The sequence below is a fragment of the Xylanibacter ruminicola genome, from assembly GCF_900107775.1.
Taxonomy (GTDB): Bacteria; Bacteroidota; Bacteroidia; order Bacteroidales; family Bacteroidaceae; genus Prevotella; species Prevotella ruminicola_C.
In genome coordinates this window covers 276,151-297,471 of record NZ_FNRF01000003.1, presented here as the reverse complement: position 1 = coordinate 297,471, position 21,321 = coordinate 276,151, and the positions used below count along the sequence as shown (strand labels likewise).

Annotated in this window: 14 protein-coding genes and 1 pseudogene; 7 read left to right on the top strand and 8 right to left on the bottom strand. The window is 39.8% G+C overall.

The features are described 5' to 3' along the window. Positions 1–17: 17 nt before the first annotated feature. Positions 18–1,058, top strand: a complete 1,041-nt coding sequence (locus tag BLU97_RS08780; protein ID WP_074761162.1) for an NAD-dependent epimerase/dehydratase family protein — start codon at positions 18–20, stop codon at positions 1,056–1,058. On the opposite strand, the gene BLU97_RS08775 is transcribed toward BLU97_RS08780, so the two are convergent. The 3 genes and pseudogenes from BLU97_RS08775 to BLU97_RS08765 all read right to left on the bottom strand — a co-directional run bounded on the left by BLU97_RS08775 (position 1,027) and on the right by BLU97_RS08765 (position 3,569). After that, a complete protein-coding gene (locus tag BLU97_RS08775) occupies positions 1,027–1,464 on the bottom strand; it encodes a WbuC family cupin fold metalloprotein (RefSeq protein WP_074761161.1) in 438 nt (145 codons plus the stop codon). The genes BLU97_RS08780 and BLU97_RS08775 overlap by 32 nt on opposite strands. 7 nt (positions 1,465–1,471) lie before the next feature. Beyond that, a pseudogene (locus tag BLU97_RS08770) lies at positions 1,472–2,401 on the bottom strand (MraY family glycosyltransferase); the annotation flags it as partial. Between the two features lie 211 nt (positions 2,402–2,612). After that, on the bottom strand, positions 2,613–3,569 hold the full coding sequence (locus tag BLU97_RS08765; RefSeq protein WP_175456347.1) for an ORF6N domain-containing protein: 957 nt from the start codon (positions 3,567–3,569) through the stop codon (positions 2,613–2,615). A 615-nt stretch (positions 3,570–4,184) separates the two neighbouring features. Here BLU97_RS08765 and BLU97_RS08760 point away from each other — a divergent pair. From BLU97_RS08760 to BLU97_RS08750, 3 genes are all read left to right on the top strand, one after another. Beyond that, on the top strand, positions 4,185–4,664 hold the full coding sequence (locus BLU97_RS08760; protein ID WP_139208955.1) for a hypothetical protein: 480 nt from the start codon (positions 4,185–4,187) through the stop codon (positions 4,662–4,664). Then, positions 4,661–4,921 carry a helix-turn-helix domain-containing protein gene (locus BLU97_RS08755; RefSeq protein WP_073043770.1) on the top strand — a complete coding sequence of 87 codons (261 nt, stop codon included), beginning with the start codon at positions 4,661–4,663 and terminating at the stop codon, positions 4,919–4,921. The genes BLU97_RS08760 and BLU97_RS08755 overlap by 4 nt, the downstream gene beginning before the upstream one ends. A gap of 61 nt (positions 4,922–4,982) precedes the next feature. After that, positions 4,983–6,917, top strand: a complete 1,935-nt coding sequence (locus tag BLU97_RS08750) for an SIR2 family NAD-dependent protein deacylase (RefSeq protein ID WP_074761159.1) — start codon at positions 4,983–4,985, stop codon at positions 6,915–6,917. Between the two features lie 96 nt (positions 6,918–7,013). On the opposite strand, the gene BLU97_RS08745 is transcribed toward BLU97_RS08750, so the two are convergent. After that, positions 7,014–9,272, bottom strand: a complete 2,259-nt coding sequence (locus BLU97_RS08745; RefSeq protein WP_074761158.1) for a P-loop NTPase fold protein — start codon at positions 9,270–9,272, stop codon at positions 7,014–7,016. A gap of 568 nt (positions 9,273–9,840) precedes the next feature. Between BLU97_RS08745 and BLU97_RS08735 the strand changes: the two genes are divergently transcribed. The 3 genes from BLU97_RS08735 to BLU97_RS08725 all read left to right on the top strand — a co-directional run bounded on the left by BLU97_RS08735 (position 9,841) and on the right by BLU97_RS08725 (position 14,704). Then, positions 9,841–10,869 (top strand): M42 family metallopeptidase, encoded by a 1,029-nt coding sequence (locus tag BLU97_RS08735; protein ID WP_074761156.1) that lies wholly within the window; start codon positions 9,841–9,843, stop codon positions 10,867–10,869. 255 nt (positions 10,870–11,124) lie between these two features. Continuing rightward, the gene (locus BLU97_RS08730; RefSeq protein ID WP_074761155.1) at positions 11,125–12,462 is read left to right on the top strand and encodes a radical SAM/SPASM domain-containing protein; all 1,338 of its coding nucleotides are present in this window, start codon (positions 11,125–11,127) and stop codon (positions 12,460–12,462) included. A 4-nt stretch (positions 12,463–12,466) separates the two neighbouring features. Then, a complete protein-coding gene (locus BLU97_RS08725; protein WP_081352938.1) occupies positions 12,467–14,704 on the top strand; it encodes a DEAD/DEAH box helicase in 2,238 nt (745 codons plus the stop codon). Positions 14,705–14,707: 3 nt separating this feature from the next. Here BLU97_RS08725 and BLU97_RS08720 read toward each other — a convergent pair whose 3' ends face one another. The 4 genes from BLU97_RS08720 to BLU97_RS08705 all read right to left on the bottom strand — a co-directional run bounded on the left by BLU97_RS08720 (position 14,708) and on the right by BLU97_RS08705 (position 21,246). Beyond that, complete coding sequence (locus BLU97_RS08720; RefSeq protein ID WP_074761153.1) at positions 14,708–15,070, bottom strand: hypothetical protein; 363 nt, start codon at positions 15,068–15,070, stop codon at positions 14,708–14,710. 17 nt (positions 15,071–15,087) lie between these two features. Beyond that, on the bottom strand, positions 15,088–17,751 hold the full coding sequence (locus BLU97_RS08715) for a hypothetical protein (RefSeq protein WP_074761152.1): 2,664 nt from the start codon (positions 17,749–17,751) through the stop codon (positions 15,088–15,090). 176 nt (positions 17,752–17,927) lie between these two features. Continuing rightward, complete coding sequence (locus BLU97_RS08710; protein WP_074761151.1) at positions 17,928–18,869, bottom strand: hypothetical protein; 942 nt, start codon at positions 18,867–18,869, stop codon at positions 17,928–17,930. Further along, entirely contained in the window at positions 18,838–21,246 is a 2,409-nt protein-coding gene (locus BLU97_RS08705; protein ID WP_074761150.1) for an AAA family ATPase, read from the bottom strand. The genes BLU97_RS08710 and BLU97_RS08705 overlap by 32 nt, the downstream gene beginning before the upstream one ends. Positions 21,247–21,321 lie beyond the last annotated feature (75 nt).

Here is a 21,321-nt window from a genome sequence, read left to right as displayed (position 1 = left end):
GATTGTAAACATTGCATATGAAGAGCGAGGTTATCATAGAAGATTTACAGAGTATAAGTGAGGCTGATTTGCCTTGGCGTGAGCTCGACGGAAAGACTGTCCTCGTGTCAGGAGCCACAGGTATGCTGGCTTCGTATGTCACAGGGCTGTTGCTCTATCTGCACGAGCATGCTGGCATAAATATCACAGTAATAGCCCTTTGCAGGAATCGTCAGAAAGCAGAGCAATACTTTGGCTCGTATTTAGCCAAGCCTTATTTCCATTTGCTCATTCAGGATGTATGCACTCCTATCGCCTATGAGGGTAAAGTGGATTATGTTTTTCATTTGGCAGGTAATGCCAGTCCTTATTTCATCAATTCCGATCCTGTTGGCATTATGAAGTGCAATCTGTTGGGTACGATAAACGTGCTGGAGTATGCTCGCAAATGCCTGTCGAAGAAGGTGCTCTTTGCTTCCACACGCGAAGTGTATGGCAAGAACGAAGAGGCCGAGCTATTGGATGAGCAGGCCTTTGGCACACTTAATCCTTTGGACGACAGATCGTGCTATCCCGAAAGCAAACGGGCTGCAGAATCTTTGCTTAAGAGCTATTATCTGCAATATGGCGTTAATTTTAACGCTATTCGTATTGCCCATTCGTATGGTCCTACGATGAAATTAGAGAACGATGGAAGGGTGATGGCCGATCTGATGGGCGATGTGGTGGCTGGCAGAGATATTGTACTGAAAAGCAGTGGAGAGGCTGTTCGCGCTTTTCTATATATAACAGATGCTGTCGTGGGCATGTTTACAGCCCTGTTTTATGGAGAGCCTGCTATGGCATATAATCTGGCCAACGAATCAGAACCCGTCAGCATCAAAGATTTAGCCCACATGCTGGCAGCGTTGAGAGAGGATAAGAACATTCAGGTGGTAGTATCAGAGGGCGAACACAGAGGTTATTGTGCCTATCGTCGCACGGCTTTAGATACATCAGCCATAGAGCAATTGGGCTGGAAACCTCAGATTTCCCTTAAAGAAGGAATCAATCGTGTGCTTCGCACTGCTGCAATGTAGAATACGTTTCGCTCCCATCGGCACCGTATTTGCCATCCTTCCCCTCATATATCACCGAGGGCTCTAGCACCTCTACCGTATGCCACACGCCTTGGGGCACTTGGCAGCCGTAGGCGCCTTCTTCGGGGCACAGGTGTATGCGCTCTGCCTCCTTCAGCGATATCTTGCCATCTGCTGTAGTCACCTCCTCATACAGCACCTCATCCAGGCGGCCCTTAATGAGGATTACGTTCTCATTACTCATCGGATGCCTGTGGATAGCCACCTCCGTTCCTGGCAGCATCGCGTTCAACATACGCTGCGAGCCATCCTCAGCCGATGTTCTCAGGTCCAGATTTGTCCTCAGACGGGCATTCATCTTCGCTTCCTCAAACAGCCTTTCCAGTAAATCTTGATTAATCGTCATAATTCTGTTATTTTTTGAGCGATGCGAGGTATTCCTCGTGCAAGTGATAGTATTTCATCTTAAACAGCACATACGCCACTGCGAACATCACGCTCATACAGATAAAGAATATCCAATGAGCCGCAGTTGTATTTGGTATCAGATAGATGAATCCCAAGCTCACTGCCAACTGCAACACCATATACAGCAGTGATATCTTTACATGTCCAATCTTCAGCTCATTACACATCAACTGGTAGGCATGCTTACGGTGCGCCTCGCCCAGGTTCTCATGCAGCATAATACGATGGCAAATCGTCAGAATACTGTCTACACTGTAAATCAATATAAGTATAAGATAAGTCACGTCGCCAGTCTGGACAATCAGTCTGCCAGCAGCAAACAGAATGATAAAAGCAATGCCTATGCTTCCTACATCCCCCGCAAAGCACTTCGCCTTGCCCTTCGGTCTGAAATTAAAAATGCTGAATACCAAAACGCCCAGGATAGCCACAATAAGGTACGATTCCTCTATAAATCCATATTCCCTATTCTGCAGCAATAGCGGAACCAGCATTGCCAACGCATAACCAGCAGTTATGCCATTAATGCCATCCATAAAGTTGATAATGTTCGAAGCGCCAACACATACTACAAGTGCTATGGGTACAGTCCACCACATAGTCCAATTCATAATGCCCATACTCCATAACATCAGCGCTATCGCAACGAATTGAGCCACCAACCTCACCGAGTCTGGCAGCGATTGTACATCATCCCAGAAGCTAATGCCAGCAATAAGTAACAAGCCACATAAAAAAGGCAGATAACCAGTAATGTCATTACCTTGGATAGCCATCATCACCGCCCACGCTACCATTGATAGAGTGAATATAATTCCACCTCCACGTAATACGATCGTCGAGTGGCTCGAGCGCTCGTTGGGTTTGTCGATGATGACACACCAGCCTTCCCCGACTCAAAAATTGCCGTGGTTATCAACCCCTGAAAAATAGGTAATAGAAATGCTCCTAATGCGAATCCCATATTGTTATACCCGTATTATATTTTCACTGCCTTAAGCTTACCAAAGCACTTCTCGTCTATTTCCATTTGGTAAAAATCCACAGGGTATCTGTCCCCCTGGCATCCATGTCCCCTGGCATCCACTATTTTATCATAGCCATCACAATCTCGGGAGTAAAACCCACTTTAATGATTGTGCACAAGCTCCTTCCCATGTCCTTCACCGAAGTACCCAACAGCCACACATCATTGTCAACTATCAAGTAGCGGTCATGTACTGCATGTGGCAGTTGTACATAACTGATTGGCTCATATTGTTGATTGTGCTTATCAAAATCCAGTTTCGTCTGCTCATAATAGCGAGTATGTACTTCTGCAGGAACGCCCTTGTTTCGTTTGTCCAACATCGTCAGCACCCGCTCATCCACAAAATTATCAACCAAGATGATTCTCTTCTTAGCACTCCTAATCAAGTCACACACAAACATATACGCATCCCACACACATCCCGACGGAAAAAGTTGTTCGGTGGTTACCGCAGGTGATAGTTCTTCGATTTTATCCAGCACAGCATCCAACTTCTTGTCTGTTTCCAACTGCTTTTGCTCAATCATATCCATTCGTTGAAACAAGGCAGCGTTAGCAGTAAGGAACCGTCGCATAGCAACAAAAGCACGAATAATCTTCACGCTCATCTTTTCAGCCAATTCATTGTGCAGAACTCCACTGAGTTGTGATACGCCTTGCTCCGTAAACACGTATGGCAAAGAACGCCTATCACCACCTCTTGTGTTTGAAATGCCAATTTGGCACTTCAAACCCTCCCATTCTTCTTTGGTTAGTTGAAACATAAAATCTTCGGGGAACCTACCGATATTACGTTTCACTTGCCTATTAAGTTGACCAGTCTCAACCTTGTAGAATACTGCCAAGTCACGATCTAACATCACTTGAACGCCTCTTACCAGAAAGATCCGTGCCTGTATGTTGGCAAGTGTCACATCATCTTTGTGCTCACCATGCACTATTATTATTTTTTCCTTCTTATCGTCTCCCATATTAATTGATTTCATTTTTGAAATGCCATTTTGGCGTTTCATACCCTGAACCATGAACCCTGAACCATAAGTTGCCTTGGCATTGTTCAACTATTGATTATTACTGACTTAGTCATTCCGTAAAACAGGTACCTGTCCCCCCCCGGTCCCTATACCTTCGTCCACAACAATTTTCCGCGCTTTATTCATAAATAATTATGAATCAGCGCCTTACATCAAAATTAACTTTTATTATATCAAGTACTCGGGTTTCTTTTAGTTTTTTAAATTCCCCTTTCCGCCGGCAAATATAGTAAAATAGTCTTTACCAACCAAATCAAAATGTAAAAACTTACAAAAAAATTGAGCCACAGACATTTCAGCCTGCAGCTCAATTTTTTTTCTACGAAACAGGTACCTGTCCCGGTGTTTCATTGTGCTCTTTTTTTGTTCTGGATAGCCGTAAGACTATGAAAAACACACGAAAAATAGCACTAATACAGCAAAAAGGCCAAAAGAACCTATAATATATGCATAATTACCACATTTTGTAAAGTATTGCGAAAATATATACATTATTAACAAAAATAAATTAGCTTTTATGATAATATCTCATTTTTCTTTGTATCTTTGCAGCGGAAATTTACTATACAAACAAGATTCAAAAGAGCTGTAAATATGAGCAAAGTTAAAATTCTCTCTGTGGAGCAGACCGAGAAGGCAGGTCTGTTTACTATCTGTTTCGAGAATGAAAATTTCTCTGAATTCGAGAAGTTTATCCAAAAATTCAAGGATAATGCCGAATGCAAAAGAGATTTTCAAATAATTCTCTCAGCTCTGCGAAGAATGTTGGAAACAAGTGGATTTCTTGAAAGGTATTTCCGTCCAGAGGGGAAAGTTAAGGATCAAGTTTGCGCCCTCCCCATAGAATACGGAAAACTGCGTTTGTATTGTTTGAGAATGTCTGATTGCGTTTTAATTGTAGGTAATGGAGGCAAGAAAACAACAAGAACATACAACGAAAGCGAAGAGCTTAGCGGCTACGTAATAAGTCTTCAGAAACTTGACGAGCTAATAAAAGTCGCCGTAAAGAATGGAGACATAACTATAGAAGAAAGGACAATAACAGGAATAGAGACTAAAGAGTTTGACTTATGAATGCGACAAATCTATTTAGGGAAGCCGTTGCCGCAATTCCAAAAGATGTAACAACACAAGTCAATTGGTCTTTTGCTATTGCGGACAAGATTGATGCCAAACTTAAAGAAATTGGCATGACCCAAAAGGAGTTTGCGAAGGAAGTGGGCAAAACAGAACCTGAGGTATCTAGATGGCTAAGTGGTACTCACAACTTTACACTCCGTACCCTCGCAAAGATTTCTTCTGTATTAGGAGAAGATATTATTAAGATATGATTAATGCAACGATCCCGGATCATTTAAGTGATTCGGGATTGTTATATAAGCCAAATAATGTATGAAGTTTGAAAGATTAATAAAACTAGTAAGGAAGTGCAAAGTTTCTCCCTTCTTAGGAGCTGGTTTCTCAATAGAAGCTAAGGCTCCATCTGTAGATGATCTTAAAACAGCCATACTATCTGAATTTGATAATGAAAAACTACGAAATGAGCATAAGGATGACTCTTTGCAAGATTTAACCAACTTCTTTGTGGAAGAAGTATGTAATGGTAGTAGGAATCAACTCATAGAGTTACTGCATGAGAAATTCAATTTCGCACCTGCGTGTATGAATGACCATAGCATGCTGGCAACAATTCCTCATTTCAAACATATCTTCACCACAAACTATGACACACTGTTAGAAGACTCATATCCTATAGCAGAAAGAAACGTAGTTAGAAATGACAAAGATTGTACTTATATACAGGAAAAGAAAACTACTATTTTCAAAATTCACGGAGATTTCACTGACCCAGATTCTGTTATAATCACATCAAACGACTATGAGCAGTTTTTTGAGGAGCCAATTAATTCAGGATTGTGGGACTTGACTAAGACTGAGTTCTTAACAAAACACATTTTGTTTATCGGATATAACTTGTACGATGATAATATCATCGATATCATCAAGCACATATCCGATGCCGTAGGCAGAAACCAAAAAGAAATGTTCCTCATCGTTCCACGCATAAACGAGAGCAGGAAGACACAATTAAAGAAGCTCGGAGTTACATATTATGAAGCATACGCATCAGAGTTTCTTAATGAGCTAATAACAGAATTAAGATCCAACATCAGCAAAGACTTTAAACACGGAGAGATTTCCTCTGAAGTGTATACTAAGTTCTGCAACTTCCACGACTTCACGCCAGGTATTATAATGCCGCCAGATGGTGAGAATCAAATAAAAGGCTTTAAACCTCTGGAGAAAAAATCTATCGAACAGAAAATACAATTCACGGTCGATGATGTTTATAAAGAGATTGCCAACAACATGGATTTTGAAAAATATGGAGTTATCATTGATAATCCCATATATCCAGCAATACCCAAAATAGAATTCAAGGGAGAGCACCTTCTTAATTGTGTCCATTCTGTTAATGGCATTGTTATAGACGACAACATCTCTGCAATATTAGTAATGCCCGTACCCAAAGACCTTGAGTTAACTATACATATTCCATCGCGTAACTTTATTGAGATTATTAAGGGAAAGGCATATGCACTTAATAAGCAGAAAGTTGTCTTTGATATTGATTTTCACATCTACACGATGAAAATGATAGTCGCCATCAATGAGCAAGCTTCTATAGATCGGAAGTTTGATGTTAACTTCACTTTTAAATCAAAAGACACCTTTACGGACATCGATTTAGCTATAAAATGGATTGATTTCATTTCGGCATTTTTCAGTGGAGAAGATGTATTTATTAAGGATGTCTCGAACATTCCTTTTAACATAAAGAATACAACTAAAAATATTGAACATAATTTTGAGAAGTTTAAGGAATACTACAAAAACATCAAGCAAATTGAACAATTAACAGGAGAAAAGTTTTCTTTATACCACGATTGTTCAGAACAAGCATATTATGCCTCTTGTAAATATCTCGCTTATCTTAAACATGAACCAGTGATAGTCAAGAGCCCTGGTGGAGTGAAAATATCTGCAGAAGCAATTACATTACCAGATTTTGCAGAAAGCAATTACGAGAATAAGGAGATGGCTGCTGTTTCTACAAGTACAGATATAGTTCTTGATCTAAATGGCAAGACTTACAAAATACCATACATGCACTCAATTTACAGTCCATGTAAAGTTATTAAATTGCAACGCAAAGATCAAGATAAAATAGATATAGAATTCAAATACGAAGCTGACCAGTATTATGCTCTTTACTCTGACAAGCCTACGTTAGAAGAATTCCCTAAAGTGAAAGCGCTAAACTGACAAACAACAATTATAAACAATAACCGCTAACTAAGTACTTCAACTTTGTTAGCGGTTTAATAACTTAATTAATAAACACGCAGTAAAAAATGCAAATTAGTTTATTGATTTGAATATTTTGTAATAAGCTTCGTAATCGCCTACACTTACCTGCTTATCATATCCATAGAATGCAAATGGATTGTACTCGGTCTTTTTAAATTTTTCCCAAAATAGTTTTAAAACATCCTTTACCAGAGAGGGAACTTTTTCTGAGTCTTCAATTACCTGCAAATATTCCTCAAAATTTTCCCAACCACCAAAAATCTGAGAGGCAAGGAAAACATTGCAAATGTTAAATTTCAAATATCCATCAAAAGTGAAATGAGTTATTATTGCACCCGCATATTTTTCCGGTTTATCCTCCATAGAGTCTTTGATAGCATTAATTGCATCATTATCCATCTCTATATAATCAATCCTTTTGGGATTCATTTTGGAAATACGTGATATTTCCCATGCAGTTTGAGCAGACCACGTTTCCTCATCTATTTTAGCTATGTATCCTTTCAAAAGCTTCATTAAGAAATCTTTACAGTCTTCAATATTAATAATAGAATGATATATAGACAAAGGTTCATCTATCATAGAAGTATAAAGCGCATGAACATAACTATAAACTGGCCTTATATCAATAACAGCCAACTGGCCAAGTAAACTTTTAAGATGAAGGATGTAATCATTATCATCTTTAAACCCATATATTTTCTTTATTTTTTCAATACCTTTATCATGACCATCAGTAACAAAAAAAGTTCCAAGCGCAGCCCTTAGCATGTAATCGTTATAAATGTAAGCGCAATAAATGGTAAGTGGAATGTATAAATCAAAATTCTTTCTTGAATTAAGCCGAAAAGCATCACGAGTTAGCAGGAAATCCCGTACATTATTTACATTATCTTTCCAGGAATCAATTTTATCAATAGCATCTTTTAAGCTCATTTGGAACAATCCTTGTAAGTCCTTGTTATATATCACACCTTCACTTTGTTGATAGAAATATATATCATAAGACAAAACGTTACATATTCTATTCCATCTAGATTGGTACCAATCATCACTGTATGTTTTATTCTTTGCAAGCGGGAACAAACGAAGTAAAATGTCCCAACATTGTGGGCTATCATTTTCATCGAGGCTATTGAGATAAATTAGTTCTTTATTGTAGTTTATTTCTTTATCATACATTTTTTCCCCCTTCGATGTATAATCGCCACATCTGAGTTTCTCATACTCTTCTTTATATCTATACTTGATTAGCTCTAAAAAGAAATAATCCTCAAATCTTACATCATTCAGAACAGGTTGATAATCAAATCTAAATTGGTTATAAAAACGCTTAACATCTCTCATAGTTGATAGCCTCGGTTCAATAATCTTAGCATTCTGAGCAAAAAATTGTCTTATTGTATCTATGCTTACATTTACGAATTCCTTTTTATTGATAGAATCTTCAAAGTATTTTAGTAGTTCGCCAAGAAGCACCAAATAGACTTTCTTTGGTAATGAGAACTCTATATTAATATACTTATCAAGGAAATCGTCTGTTTTTTCAAGTTCTAAATAACTACCTAATATATTCTGTACATAAACCTTATCATATGAAACAATATAAAAAACATTGGGAAAAGAGCCGTTCTTATCAACAACTTTACATACTTCCATTATTTCTTCACCAGTAAGTCTATCAAGATCATCAAGACAAATAACGACTCTCCTGCCCGTATTTTTGATGGCCTTATCTAAAGACTCCCAACTAGAGGACAGGTTAGGCCATGAGCCAATTTGAAAAAACTTCAAAGCCGGATTGTATTCTTCAGTAACCTGCAAAGCTTTACCATATTTTTTTATGACTCCAGATATACCAACATAATAGTTACTTAATGAATTTCTTAATGAAGCTAAGAAATCTTCTTGTATCTCATTACAATTAGCAGAAGCCCTTGCATTAAAATCTACTATAATATAGCCATATTCTTTCAACTCTGATTTAAGAAGATTTACAAATGACGTTTTTCCCTGCCCCCATACACCTTCTATACCTATAGAGAAAGAACTTTGTGAGCAATCTGTATCATTCATAAATTTAGCCACAGCCTTTGCATAATCAGAATATCCTAAATGATCATCCTCTACATATCGAATTGGGGTATCTCCTATAAGCCCATTAGAATAACCCGAAAGTATTCTTGAATGATATAACCTATATATCTCATAACAGAACAAAAAGAATCCCCATATTAAAAGTAAATCCAAATAGGCAATACCATAATCAAAACCTCTAAAAGCAAACGTCTCTTCTATTCTATAATACAATATACAGCAATTACACTATACCAAAAAGCCCTAAATTGATGTGACAGATATTTTTCCTTAACAAATAAATTGTGGTATACATATGTAATGATAAGACATAAGCCAATAATAAAAAGAACATGAAAAGCCCATGAGGGTCGTTGATCCATAAGAGGTAACAACTTTTCCAATATCCACCCTCTCTGTAAATCAAGCCCGAACCAACACATTACGATAATAACTGCCCACAAGTAAGGTCTTCTTTCTTTTACTTGTGACAACAATATATCACGAACATTTCTACTCATAACCAAAACCACAAAAAGTTTGCAATCATAATAACATATTTGACAGCCCTCTTAAATTCTTGTTGGCAAAGATAAGATTTTAATTCAGAACTTCCAAATAAAACTACTAAAAATCCAACAAACCATAGTATTCCCTCGAAAAAAGGCAAGCAGAATCTCCATATCCTAACCCCAATTTCTTAAAAAACATTATTTTCTGTAAATTTGCAAGTAATTGATATTTTTTTTCAGTACCTTTGCATTAGAAATGAGTCCAACAACGGGCCGTACATAAATTATCGATGGATCAAAAGATTAAAGAGGCATTATATGAGAGTCTTCAGATGGCTAGTCCATCAGGCTCTGAGGAACAGGTCACAAGCTTGTTCACAAAAGTTATATCCCCCTTTGTCGACGATGTCTATACTGATGTCAATGGTAATTGCATCGCCCATAAAAAAGGTTCTGGCACTAAGATAATGTTCATGGCGCATGCCGATGAGATTGGCTTAATGATTAGTTACATCGATGACCGCGGATTCCTATATTTCAAAGAAATTGGCGGTATCGACACAAATCTTCTCCCCGGTCAGCGTGTAAATATCATGGGGCAGCAAGGCCTTGTAACAGGCGTTATTGGCAAGAAGCCCATACACCTCCAGGACAAATCCGAGAATTCTAAGCAACTCGAGCCAGAAGACCTTTGGATTGATATTGCAGCCAAAGATAAAGCAGATGCACAATCCAAAGTTCAGATTGGCGATGTAGCCACTCTCCAAGGCAATCCTGTACAACTTAATGACACCCTTCTCTTGTCTAAATCACTCGATGACAAGATTGGTTTGGCAGTCTTGATGGGTCTGGCACAGAATTTGCAGTCCCTGCAAACAGATAAGGACATCTATTTAGTGGCCTCCGTACAGGAAGAATTAGGTGCACGCGGTGCAAAAATGATAACTGAGGCTATACGCCCAGATATAGGCATTGCCATTGATGTAACCCATGCCACTGACTATCCCACCATGTCACCCGCAAAAGATGGTGATATCAGCCTAGGCAAAGGTGCAGTCATTCCTATGGGGCCTAACATGAGCAAAGGTATCAACCAGCAGCTCATCAGCATGGCAAAATCAAATGGCATCCCCTACCAGATAGAGGCTATTGCCCGTCCCACAGGCACCGATGCCCGAGAGATACAGGTTGCCGGCACAGGCATCCGAACAGGATTGATCAGCATCCCCTGCCGATATATGCACACCCCTTCTGAGGTTGTATCATTGGCAGATGCAGATAGTGCTATAGCCCTTTTATCGGCTTATTTGCACACTTGAGAATAGATAACATTAATGTCGAACAAAAAACAATTGAAAACATGAAAGAGAATTTTTCTATTTCTTTCGATTGGGAAGTTAAGACAGCAGAAGATACAGAGCGTGTAGGCGCCATGTACTGCTTCAAGCGCTGCGACGTAAACCAGAACTAATCCCCTGATCAAGGATTAGCTTTACCAGCAGCATTATCCCAATTGGGTTGAGGTGACAGCAGAGACTGGTGTCACCTCAATTATTAAATTCAAACCACATGTCATGAGACAGCATTCCGAGCTACAGAGCACTGACCACCTCATCTTCTCTGACGAGATTCTTTTCCGACCATGCGCTGAAGGATGGTTGGTTATTTCTGTGCTTACTGCCAACTGGATGGTCATAAAGTCAGACTTACAGAAGCACCTTCTTCAACAGTTGATGGGCGGTCAATCTGTAGGCGCTATATATACATCTTTGCACACCACAGAAGAGCAGTCTCAGTTCAAGCAACTTCTTGCAGCTATCACGGCTCGGAGTTTTGCAGGCATCAACACAGCCCCCGTTCCTCAATACTTAGAAGGTTACCGCATGCTCAATATCTACCTCACCAATGCATGTAATCTTCATTGCGAGCACTGTTTTATGCGCTCTGGCAAGCCATTAGAGAACGAGCTACCAAAGACAGAGTGGCTTCGCATCCTTACCGAGTTTCAACACCAGGGAGGTAAAAGTGTAACTTTTTCTGGAGGCGAGCCTCTGATGAACCGCGATTTCAACGACATTCTTATACATGCATCAACACTTGGTTTAGAAACTACAGTGCTTTCTAATGGCATCCTTTGGACCGAGGATCGCATTAACCAGCTCGCCCCATATATCAGTCAGATACAGATAAGCATAGATGGTTTCGACGAGGCCTCCAACGCCAAGGTTCGCGGCTCTGGCCATTTCGACCGCATTGTACGCAACGTCATTCTCTTTGCTAACGCAGGTATTCGCACATCTGTGGCCACCACCTTTACATTCCAGAATCTTCAGCACGATGCAGCCGAGCGCTATCAGCAGATGGTTAGTTACATCAAGAGCCAATGTCAGCACCCAGTTTTCTTCAAACTCAGCAAGAAGGTACTTCAAGGGCGCAACACTCATTACACCGAAGCTCAGAACAAGGAGTTTTTCCTGCGTATTATGGAAATTGAGCACGCCTTAGATCCTGATGCCAAGTATAATAACTTCATGGAAGGTCATACCCCTAATCTCATTGAACGCAACTGTGGCTTTGGTGGCATATCCATAGGTGCCGATGGCGAGGTGTATTATTGCAATCGCATCTCCGAGGTCGATAGTTATGGAAATATTACCGGTAGACCGATAAAAGCATTTATGGAAAAAGGCCATCAGCTCCACCTGCAAACTTCGGTCGATAATCTCATCCCCTGCCGTACTTGCCATCTGCGTTTTATCTGCTGTGGTGGCTGCCGCATTGACGAATGCAACTTCCATGGCAAACTTCGAAACCACTCCGGGGCACTTCTTCAGGTAAAATGTAACGACGACCAAATACGCCGTATGGAACGCAAGATGATAGAAAGTTACTTTTTTTACTACAAATTCTAGACCTATGACGTATCGGTTACTTTGCATCTACGAAACTTTCGAAAATGACACCATCCCTCAACTCCGTATCGAAGTCAATCTGGATGGCAAGAGTTCCTCTTTGGCACCTTTCCAACGCAAGGTAACACTTAGCGACCTTCTGGCCGATGCATCCACAAATGGGCTCCACCCCTCAGCGCTATGCCAACTAATAAACCATGCAGGCCTTATCAGCCAACCATTCTGTATTGACAGCAGGCTTGTTTGTCACCCGCTTGTTCAGCGCATACTCCAGGATCATCCCTATTCTTATGTTAAAGCCACCCCAAAATCCAGCCTCAAGCGCATCACTAATCCACCTTCTTTCATCCATCCATCGTCTATTGTTTCAAGTCTCGCATCATCCGTACCATCTGGAATACTCTATATAGAAAACCCCGCTTCTTGGCATCGCAACATCAAAGTACGTTTTCGATATAACGACGCTCTCAGCGATTTCTATCCCACATACTCTCCACTCCCCTATCTTACCAACTTAGGTTCGCTAATGCTTCGCGACAAGCTGGCTGAGACAGAGCTCTTAGCTATGTTAGGAGAGAATTATAATCCTGCCACAGCCTCTCTATCATTTAAGAATACAGATACCGAGTATCTCGCAGAACTCACTAAAAAAGGCTGGACACTCTACGTATCCTGCCCCAACAAAGCCGCATCTAGGCTATATTACCATCACGAGTCATCAGGCATCAACTGGTTCTCAACTGACCAAGATATTAATCAATCAGAGTTTGGTCATCAACTCCTTGATGGCTATCTCCATCGTCGCAACTATCACGAGTCCGACGGACATATCATATTGTTCAAAAAAGAAGATGCCACGAGATCTGATGACAAGACGTTGGTAGAGCAGTTAGATGCTTCCTACGATGTACGTCAGCTATATGCCAATTCACAACCACTCACTAACGCTGAGATACACGCCATAAAATCGTCAATTACCAATAAGCTACACGCAACACTACGTCCCTATCAACTCGATGGAGTCATATGGTTGCAGCAGCAGCGCAAGAACAATCATGGTTGTCTTTTAGCTGATGAGATGGGCCTTGGTAAAACCATTCAGATTATCGCCCATCTATGCTGTTTGGGGAAGAATATACATCATCTAATAATTGCTCCCACCTCTTTAATATATAATTGGAAGAACGAAGTCAGCCGATTTGCACCACAATTATCTCAGCAACTCACCTTTGTCAGTTACGACATGTTGCGCATACATCTTTCCGATTATCTGCCAGAGTATTATGATACAATTATAATTGACGAGGCACAAGTGATAAAGAATCGTCAAACCAAGAAATATCAGGCCGTTAGCCAATTACATTGCAAACACAAGATTATCCTCACCGGCACTCCTATCGAGAATTCCATTGATGAGCTTTGGTCGCATTTCATCATGCTCATGCCTCCCATACAGACACTCTATCACCGTTTGCATACATTGGGCATCCAAGCTATCCCCGAAGTCTACGTCACTCTCTCCAGCAAATTCCTCAAGCCCTTCATACTTCGAAGAGAGAAGCAAATGGTGCTGCAAGAATTGCCCGAACGTATCGAGAAGACTGTATATGTTGAGCTTAACGAAACCGAGCGAATCAAATATAAGCAAGTTCACACCACTATTCTCCAAGCTTTTGCTACTGGAGTTAGTGGTCGTATAAGCAGTATGGCCTTAGAAGGACTTCTTCGATTACGCCAGGCTTGCATCGCACCTAAGTACCAAACAGTTATCGACTATATCGAGACCTTTCGTACTGAGGGGCGTAAGGTTCTACTCTTCTCTCAATTTGTCAGTGCCCTTCACGAATTAGAATCACGTTTGACATCAGCAGGCATACGCTTTGTGACTCTATATGGAGACACGCATAATCGTGACATTCCTGTACGCCAGTTCCAAAGCGATCCGTCTATCACCGTTTTCCTTATTAGCCTAAAGGCTGGTGGTTTTGGCCTCAATCTCACCTCTGCCGACCGTGTTATCCTTTTAGACGACTGGTGGAATCCTGCAGTCGAAGACCAAGCCATGGCACGTGCTCATCGCATCGGCCAGAAGAACAATGTGCTTGTTCTCCGATTAGTCTGCAAAGACACTGTTGAGGAAAAGATTCTTCAACTTCAAGACCAAAAGCGTCAGACTGTCGATCTTTTCAACACAACCGCAGACAAACTAACAATTGAGGAACTCAAGCTACTTATTAGCTAACCATTATTTTGTTTTTTTATAATTAGATGCATCAATAATAAATACACAAATACTTAGCCTTTTATTTTCGTCAGCCTTATCGTCAACCCTACTTACTTTACCAATATACAAAGGCTTATCGATTTTTTTATTATTATACACATTCCAACCAGCCTCCAAATACGGTTTCAAAGACTTGGAATCCTCTTCCGAAATAACCCCAATGACTTTTGAAGGGTCACTCTCTAGCCTTGCAATAACGTTTTTCTCTTTCTCATCAAATGATATAGCAAGTGTTACTCCTAGTTCTTTGATTTGGTCCCAAACTGATAGCGCGTCATACTGATTTGTCTTTTGCAAATAGCACTCCTTAAAAAACTTACACATAATTCGTTATTATTTGTTTAACACTTAAATCTCTGTTCCAACGACATTTCTCTTACTCTATTGAGCCAGTCGATAATAGCTCTCGGCGAATTCTTATGTTCATCCGTCTGATTTCTTTCAATGGCCAGAGCCAATAAAGAATATTCTCTCTCAAGCGAAGTTGAGAACACGCCTTGGTCATCCGTATTAATTGACACTGCTACGTCATGACGTGGATAGGGCGTATCCAAACCATAATTAAAGAATTTCAAAATCGGGTGCTCATCATATCTAGACATCTCACCAATCTTATAGTTAGAAGATGGATTACACTCTATTGCGATATGTCGTTTTTCAATTTTTCCCAAAAGTTGTTGCTGTATTTTTTCCAATAACAAATACCATTCCTCTCTATACATTGGTGGAATAGTTAAAGTATCACCGTAATAACCACGTTTAGCATATTTAAAAGAATGATAAGCGTCAAACAATTCTCTTGCATTCTCATTCCTCAGTGCCACTTCTGCACATATATGATTATTCATACCCGCATGCGCCCACTCTTTATCTATAGTTGATGTTAGATTCTTCAAACTCTTCGAGTCTAATTCTTTTCCTATAATGGGCGAATCACCTCTTAATAACCACGACAAATAATAATCATTAATATTACTTGTCAACCCATTATCCTCACTTGTATTAAAGTAAGAATCTATAATATTCTCCCCTTCCTTCTGTTCCAATCGGTAGATATCAGTAAAGTACTTTAGAAACATTATCTCTAACCAACCACACAATTGGGTATAGCCGGTCAACCTGATACACTTATGATGCAGCCATGCCAGATTATCCAATATTACCTGTTTGCTAGCACATATAACGAAATACCTTTTCTCATAATACTTCCTTACATCAGTTCCCAGCACCAATGCATGACCTAATCTATCACCATTTCTCAAATTCAAAAAGATTAATGCCTCTTCTACTGCCCTAAGACCATCTGCGATGTCCATAAAATCTTCTCCCACATGATAGGTTACATTCAAATCACAGGGATAGTCATCCAACTCTTCATCAATTTTAACCTCATGGCCTCTTAAGAACCTGAATGCCTGCGCATATACCTCAGGTCGGCAGAATATTTCAGAATTAGCCGCATCTATTCCAACAACCCTACCTACCAAATTATTGTTAACATCCCAGTTTTCACGATTACTTCTGAATTTGTATATTGCATAAGCCTGTTTTTTGATTTCTTCCCTAAGCTTAAAATGACGATACAAGTCCGTGTCCCTAGGTTCATCCCTCTGCTTAATAAAGTGAAAAATAAAGTCAAATCTTTCCTCATACGTTTTATCTACATCATTACAAATCTCTTGCAAAGTTTTCACAATCCCTTCTTCTGTATCTTTTGGCACTATTCTCGCCTCTATATACCTTTTATCATTCTTTTGCAAGAATCCTTCTATTGCAGCTTTATACAACAAATGATTGAAACTCTTTAATAGATAATCGGTCTTTCTCTCTTCATAGCTCGCAAAATTAGCGAACCCTACGCGTTCGTTTAGTTGTAGAATCTCATTCCTAAAATAGTTCTTATACAGCAAGTATGCATAAAACAATGTAGCAATATCCTCTGTTTCCTCACTATTTTCACCATATATTTTTCTAAAAACAGCATACATAAATGCTCTTTCTGGAGCCAATACTTTATTCTCTATTAATTCATTTCCATAATGACTAACAGGGATATAATCCACAATATCGTTGTCTTCCAACTTATCTTTGAAATTCTGGGCATTCCTGAGAATCTCAAATTTATCTTTTGTACTTTTCTGTGTCCTTTTTCTGCTATCATCTATCAAACTCTGGATATCAATGATTGGCACGTCTTTAATTTTTTCATCTTTCTTCTGTAGTTCTTCAATGTCGTTCTTCAACAATTCTTGCAATTGACTTAACGAAATGGATTCCGGCAGACACCCAACAGCTCCAGCTAAGTAGAATCTAATAGCTGCAGCTCTTTTGATTTTTCCATATAAATCTTTTTCTGGATTTCGATATTTATGTAAAGGGTGCTCTACCTCAAAATTGCGCTGCATTATTCCAATATGATTCATCATACACAGCCAACTTAAATCGAAATTGTACGAAGATCCTTTTAAATGCATATGCAGCTCTGCCATAGGTTTATCAAAAAGGCTGTTTAATTCCTTACAATCATGACCTATAAAAGCATCCCAATCAAAACTTTTCCTTTCCTTATCCAATTGCAAGTCGCGAGAAGCCATAAACGAGGTAGTAAGCAAATCCTCACCAACCTTCGCTGTTATCAAATGCCATCTTAACAAATGTCTATAGATACATAACGGTTCACCATCCCTCACTCTCAAACATTTCGAAGAAAAATAAAGAAGGATGTTAAATACAGATGATTTCCTTCTAAATATTAACGACATACAAGAATCATCAGGTTCCATCCATTTAAACTGCACTATTTGTTCCAGCATCGACACCTGGTCAATAGTACTTTCTTTATCCACTTGTAGAAGTTTATTAACGATGACAGATTCTATCATATCAGAATCCATCCGGTGGAACAGTTCATCATCACGCTCGATACCAAATCCAGCTTTATTCAACACTTCATCGCCATCAACCTTCTCAAACAGCGCTTGAATAACAGTGCTTATATTTTCCATATTCTTCTTTTGATCAGATAAGTAATAAATAGAGGAATAAATGTACCCATTGTATCGGGAACAAATGCACCATCTCTTTATGAGATCTTAATTCCGTTGGCAAATATACAAAAATTCTCTTTTCCGTCAAACAAAACACACGAAAAAAGTTAATTTCAATTGCTAATATAACTCTTTCACAAAATATCTCTTTTCATCTTATCGAAGCATCTGTGATGCTCCTTCGAGAACCCTAGACCGAATATATCCTCACGCACCTCCTCCGTAGTCTTATGCAGCATGTTAGCGATCTTTTTCAGATTAGATGTCGGATATTTCCTTTTCAGATCGAGCAATCTAAGCGCTTCGCCCTTATGAAACTCATATCGCTCTTCTAAATGGAACAGCTTAGCATAAGTATCATATTTCCCACTCGCCACTACCTTGACTGCATAGTTCTCCTGATGTTTCATAAACCCACCAGAGTAGGCCTTAGCCTGCACTACTTTAAAATAGATATTTTTGTCTGCATCAAACTGTTCACTACAGGGGGCAACACTCATCAAGTCAGCATCATTCGCAGCAAGAGGTTTCTTATGTTTCAATCTTTGGTTGCACACAGGACAGGATGGAACAAAGTTATGCAGCGAAAGTGCTGTTATCGGGCAATTCCCTTTTGCAATGGCATGATCAAGATCAAATTGAGATTTCGTATCAGCACCGTCCACAAAGGGATTGATATACGCCATATCACAGTAAAAGCATGTATGAACGTTCAGCTCTTCCATTTTCTTCTGGAAGAACTTCGAGATAACGCCCTGATGGGGGGTGCATCCTTTTGCTCTGCAGTCATAGTTGAACACCTTTCTCTTTAGATAACGCTTAATGGTTCTCAACTCCATTTTCTCAGCTTCGGACGTATTTGGCAAATTTCTGAACTGCTGTGAAATGGCTACCATTTCCGCAAAAGAGGACGTCATAATTTCAGCAACCGTCTGGTTAAATCTTTCCAATACAGGATGGAGATGCTTATATTGCGACCAACAACGCTCCATCACCGTCAGATCCCCAAATTCCGCAAGATAGTCTCTGGCCAACTTATCCCACTCAGTCCCTTCTGGATATATCTTCCCCGTCATAGTTATCTCTTTTTGCTAAAGCCTTTAACTCATCTAAGTGCTGCTGAGCACGTTCTATCTCATCATTCAGTTTTTCTGGCATATATTCCGCAAGCATCTCATGGTACATTCTATTCAAGTCCTGCTTCAGGTAACTGTCAGCAACCATATCTTTCAACAGTCTGAAATCTTTTTCCTTCTGTATGAATTTGTCTGCCACACAATGCTCTTCTGGATTTTTCTCTCCCCCATCCTCTACGTACTGTCGATAAACATCTACTAACTCTTTGATTTTTCCCAGAGCTATACCCCCAATCGTCTCGTCCAAAAAGAAATGGTCATCAAGTAGGTCATAAACATTGGCCGCAAAAGATTCTTTCTCCGGTTGTCTACCCTCTTTCGACAAATATAGTACATTCTTGTTACTTACGTCAGACAAAATGAATGGCGAGTGAGTAACAAAAATCAAATGAATTCCCTTGATGTGTCGGAGCCTCGCTCTTTCCATCTGATTAATGAAATAGGAAATAAGCGTCCGTTGGAATTCGGGATGGAAGTACAGCTCTACCTCTTCCATAATAACAGTCACATAGTCATATTCCATCCTTTCCGTATCAGTTAACCTATAGTCCAAATTCCTCAGGTGATACACTAACGCTCCACCAGAGTTGAGCCTTTGCTGCTGGCCTGAACTGAGTGATGACAACGGGAACAGATTACCTCCTGCATCCATCAGCATAATCTCCCCATTAAACACCGGTGGTGGCAGTCTTTTCAGCATGTCTGACAAACTCTGTCCCTCCTTGTTTATTTCTTTTTTCAGTTCATCAAACGGAATCAGATATTTATATCCTTCAGGCGACCATTGTAAAGGTTGTGCATTATACATACTACCCTTACGCTCCTTCAGGTAATTGATAGTTTGATGCAATTTAAATGTTGTATAGTCATCTTTACGAAGAATACTTTCAATATCCTTTTTTAAAACTTTCTTTATGCTATAGCTTGGCCATTCTAGTTTCATGGCCTCGCAAGTGGCATCGTAATGATAGGAAGCCTTCTTGTACGGCTCATACGTCGATAGAATCTCTATGATTTTGTAAGGTATATACAGTATAGCCTTGTTCGCAGGATTATCCAGATCTTTCAGATATTCGTCTAACGACTCTTCCAATTCCACAACATTTATTTCCCTGAGCACATCCCATACTGCAAGAAACAAAAGTAGTCGATACAGTTGTGCATAGTTCATCCATCTAAGAGGTCTTCCTGGCATAAAAAAGCGCATTTCCTGCACCAGATCGAACGGATGCTCATATTTTTCTTCTTCATAGGCACGAGCTATAATATCCAAATACCCCGTGAGGTCTGTATAGTTATGTCTAGGAGTATGGTCAACCTCATAACTCGACAGCCAATAAACAAGATAATTATTATTTTCCAGAATATCATCTACAGACGAAAAGAATTCATGGAAATTACTAAGCATTTCCTTAGCCGCCTCTACAGAGTCATCACCTTCCAAGTCTTCCATTCTACATTCGTCATCAGCAACAGCCTCAAAATATTCTTGAAGAGTCACACTTTGCAACTTCGTTCCTGTTTCGAGCGAGAATCCAAAGCCGAACGCCTTAACCCCATCGCTAACAACACGCTGTTCCATCTCTTCTCCTGCATCCGTAAAGATGGCCATCAGCCGTTGAACCGACAAATCCTGCTCTTTGTTGATATTGATATTCCCATTGGTTCTCATCGGACTGATAACCAATGGCGTCTGGTATGAGTCATTCTTATGAAACAAGCCATCCAACCAGCAACCATCACCTTTCGACTCAAAAGCGAAATGAAGTGAATTGTAGGAATAAAGTGCATAGTTCACCACAAGTGTGTAGAACAACTTCTGGCGGTGTTCATCTCTAAGTTTCACCAGGCGATCTCTATCCTCACTCCCGTTCAAGTCGAGTTCTCTATATTCCTCATACCATTTCAGCCCATTCTCATCGCATCTTACACTATAAATCACATCATCAATCTCATAGTACATAGCGGCCCTCATTTTCGTCACAAAACGCAGCGTTTCCTGTGATGCTCTGAAACCTGACACATAGGCAAAGTTGTTGATAAGCCGCAAAAGCAGTTCTACAACGGTGCTTTTTCCTTCTCCGTTTCTGCCAACAATAGCCGACACCTCTACACTGATTTTTCTATCATCATGACCAAGAACATCATACAGTCTCAGTTCATCGACAGGATTATCTACACGACGAATAAAATGCGTCCCAGGAACATCCTCATAACCTCGAAAGAAGAAATAAGTTGTGCAAGGTATCAGAACTTTACTCTGATACTTCGGACTATCGTCTAACACTTTGAGAGCTATAATGCGAAATGTTGACATAATATATCGTTAATCCGTATTCGCTTAATTATTCTATAAGCACATCAGCTTATTGTACACTGCATCCTCCGCACC

Excerpts from the sequence above, each read along its gene's own strand:
- BLU97_RS08780 (WP_074761162.1), top strand. The coding sequence starts at position 18 with ATGAAGAGCGAGGTTATCATAGAAGATTTACAGAGTATAAGTGAGGCT.
- BLU97_RS08775 (WP_074761161.1), bottom strand. The coding sequence starts at position 1,464 with ATGACGATTAATCAAGATTTACTGGAAAGGCTGTTTGAGGAAGCGAAG.
- BLU97_RS08765 (WP_175456347.1), bottom strand. The coding sequence starts at position 3,569 with ATGAAACGCCAAAATGGCATTTCAAAAATGAAATCAATTAATATGGGA.
- BLU97_RS08760 (WP_139208955.1), top strand. The coding sequence starts at position 4,185 with ATGAGCAAAGTTAAAATTCTCTCTGTGGAGCAGACCGAGAAGGCAGGT.
- BLU97_RS08755 (WP_073043770.1), top strand. The coding sequence starts at position 4,661 with ATGAATGCGACAAATCTATTTAGGGAAGCCGTTGCCGCAATTCCAAAA.
- BLU97_RS08750 (WP_074761159.1), top strand. The coding sequence starts at position 4,983 with ATGAAGTTTGAAAGATTAATAAAACTAGTAAGGAAGTGCAAAGTTTCT.
- BLU97_RS08735 (WP_074761156.1), top strand. The coding sequence starts at position 9,841 with ATGGATCAAAAGATTAAAGAGGCATTATATGAGAGTCTTCAGATGGCT.
- BLU97_RS08730 (WP_074761155.1), top strand. The coding sequence starts at position 11,125 with ATGAGACAGCATTCCGAGCTACAGAGCACTGACCACCTCATCTTCTCT.
- BLU97_RS08725 (WP_081352938.1), top strand. The coding sequence starts at position 12,467 with ATGACGTATCGGTTACTTTGCATCTACGAAACTTTCGAAAATGACACC.
- BLU97_RS08720 (WP_074761153.1), bottom strand. The coding sequence starts at position 15,070 with ATGTGTAAGTTTTTTAAGGAGTGCTATTTGCAAAAGACAAATCAGTAT.
- BLU97_RS08715 (WP_074761152.1), bottom strand. The coding sequence starts at position 17,751 with ATGGAAAATATAAGCACTGTTATTCAAGCGCTGTTTGAGAAGGTTGAT.
- BLU97_RS08710 (WP_074761151.1), bottom strand. The coding sequence starts at position 18,869 with ATGACGGGGAAGATATATCCAGAAGGGACTGAGTGGGATAAGTTGGCC.
- BLU97_RS08705 (WP_074761150.1), bottom strand. The coding sequence starts at position 21,246 with ATGTCAACATTTCGCATTATAGCTCTCAAAGTGTTAGACGATAGTCCG.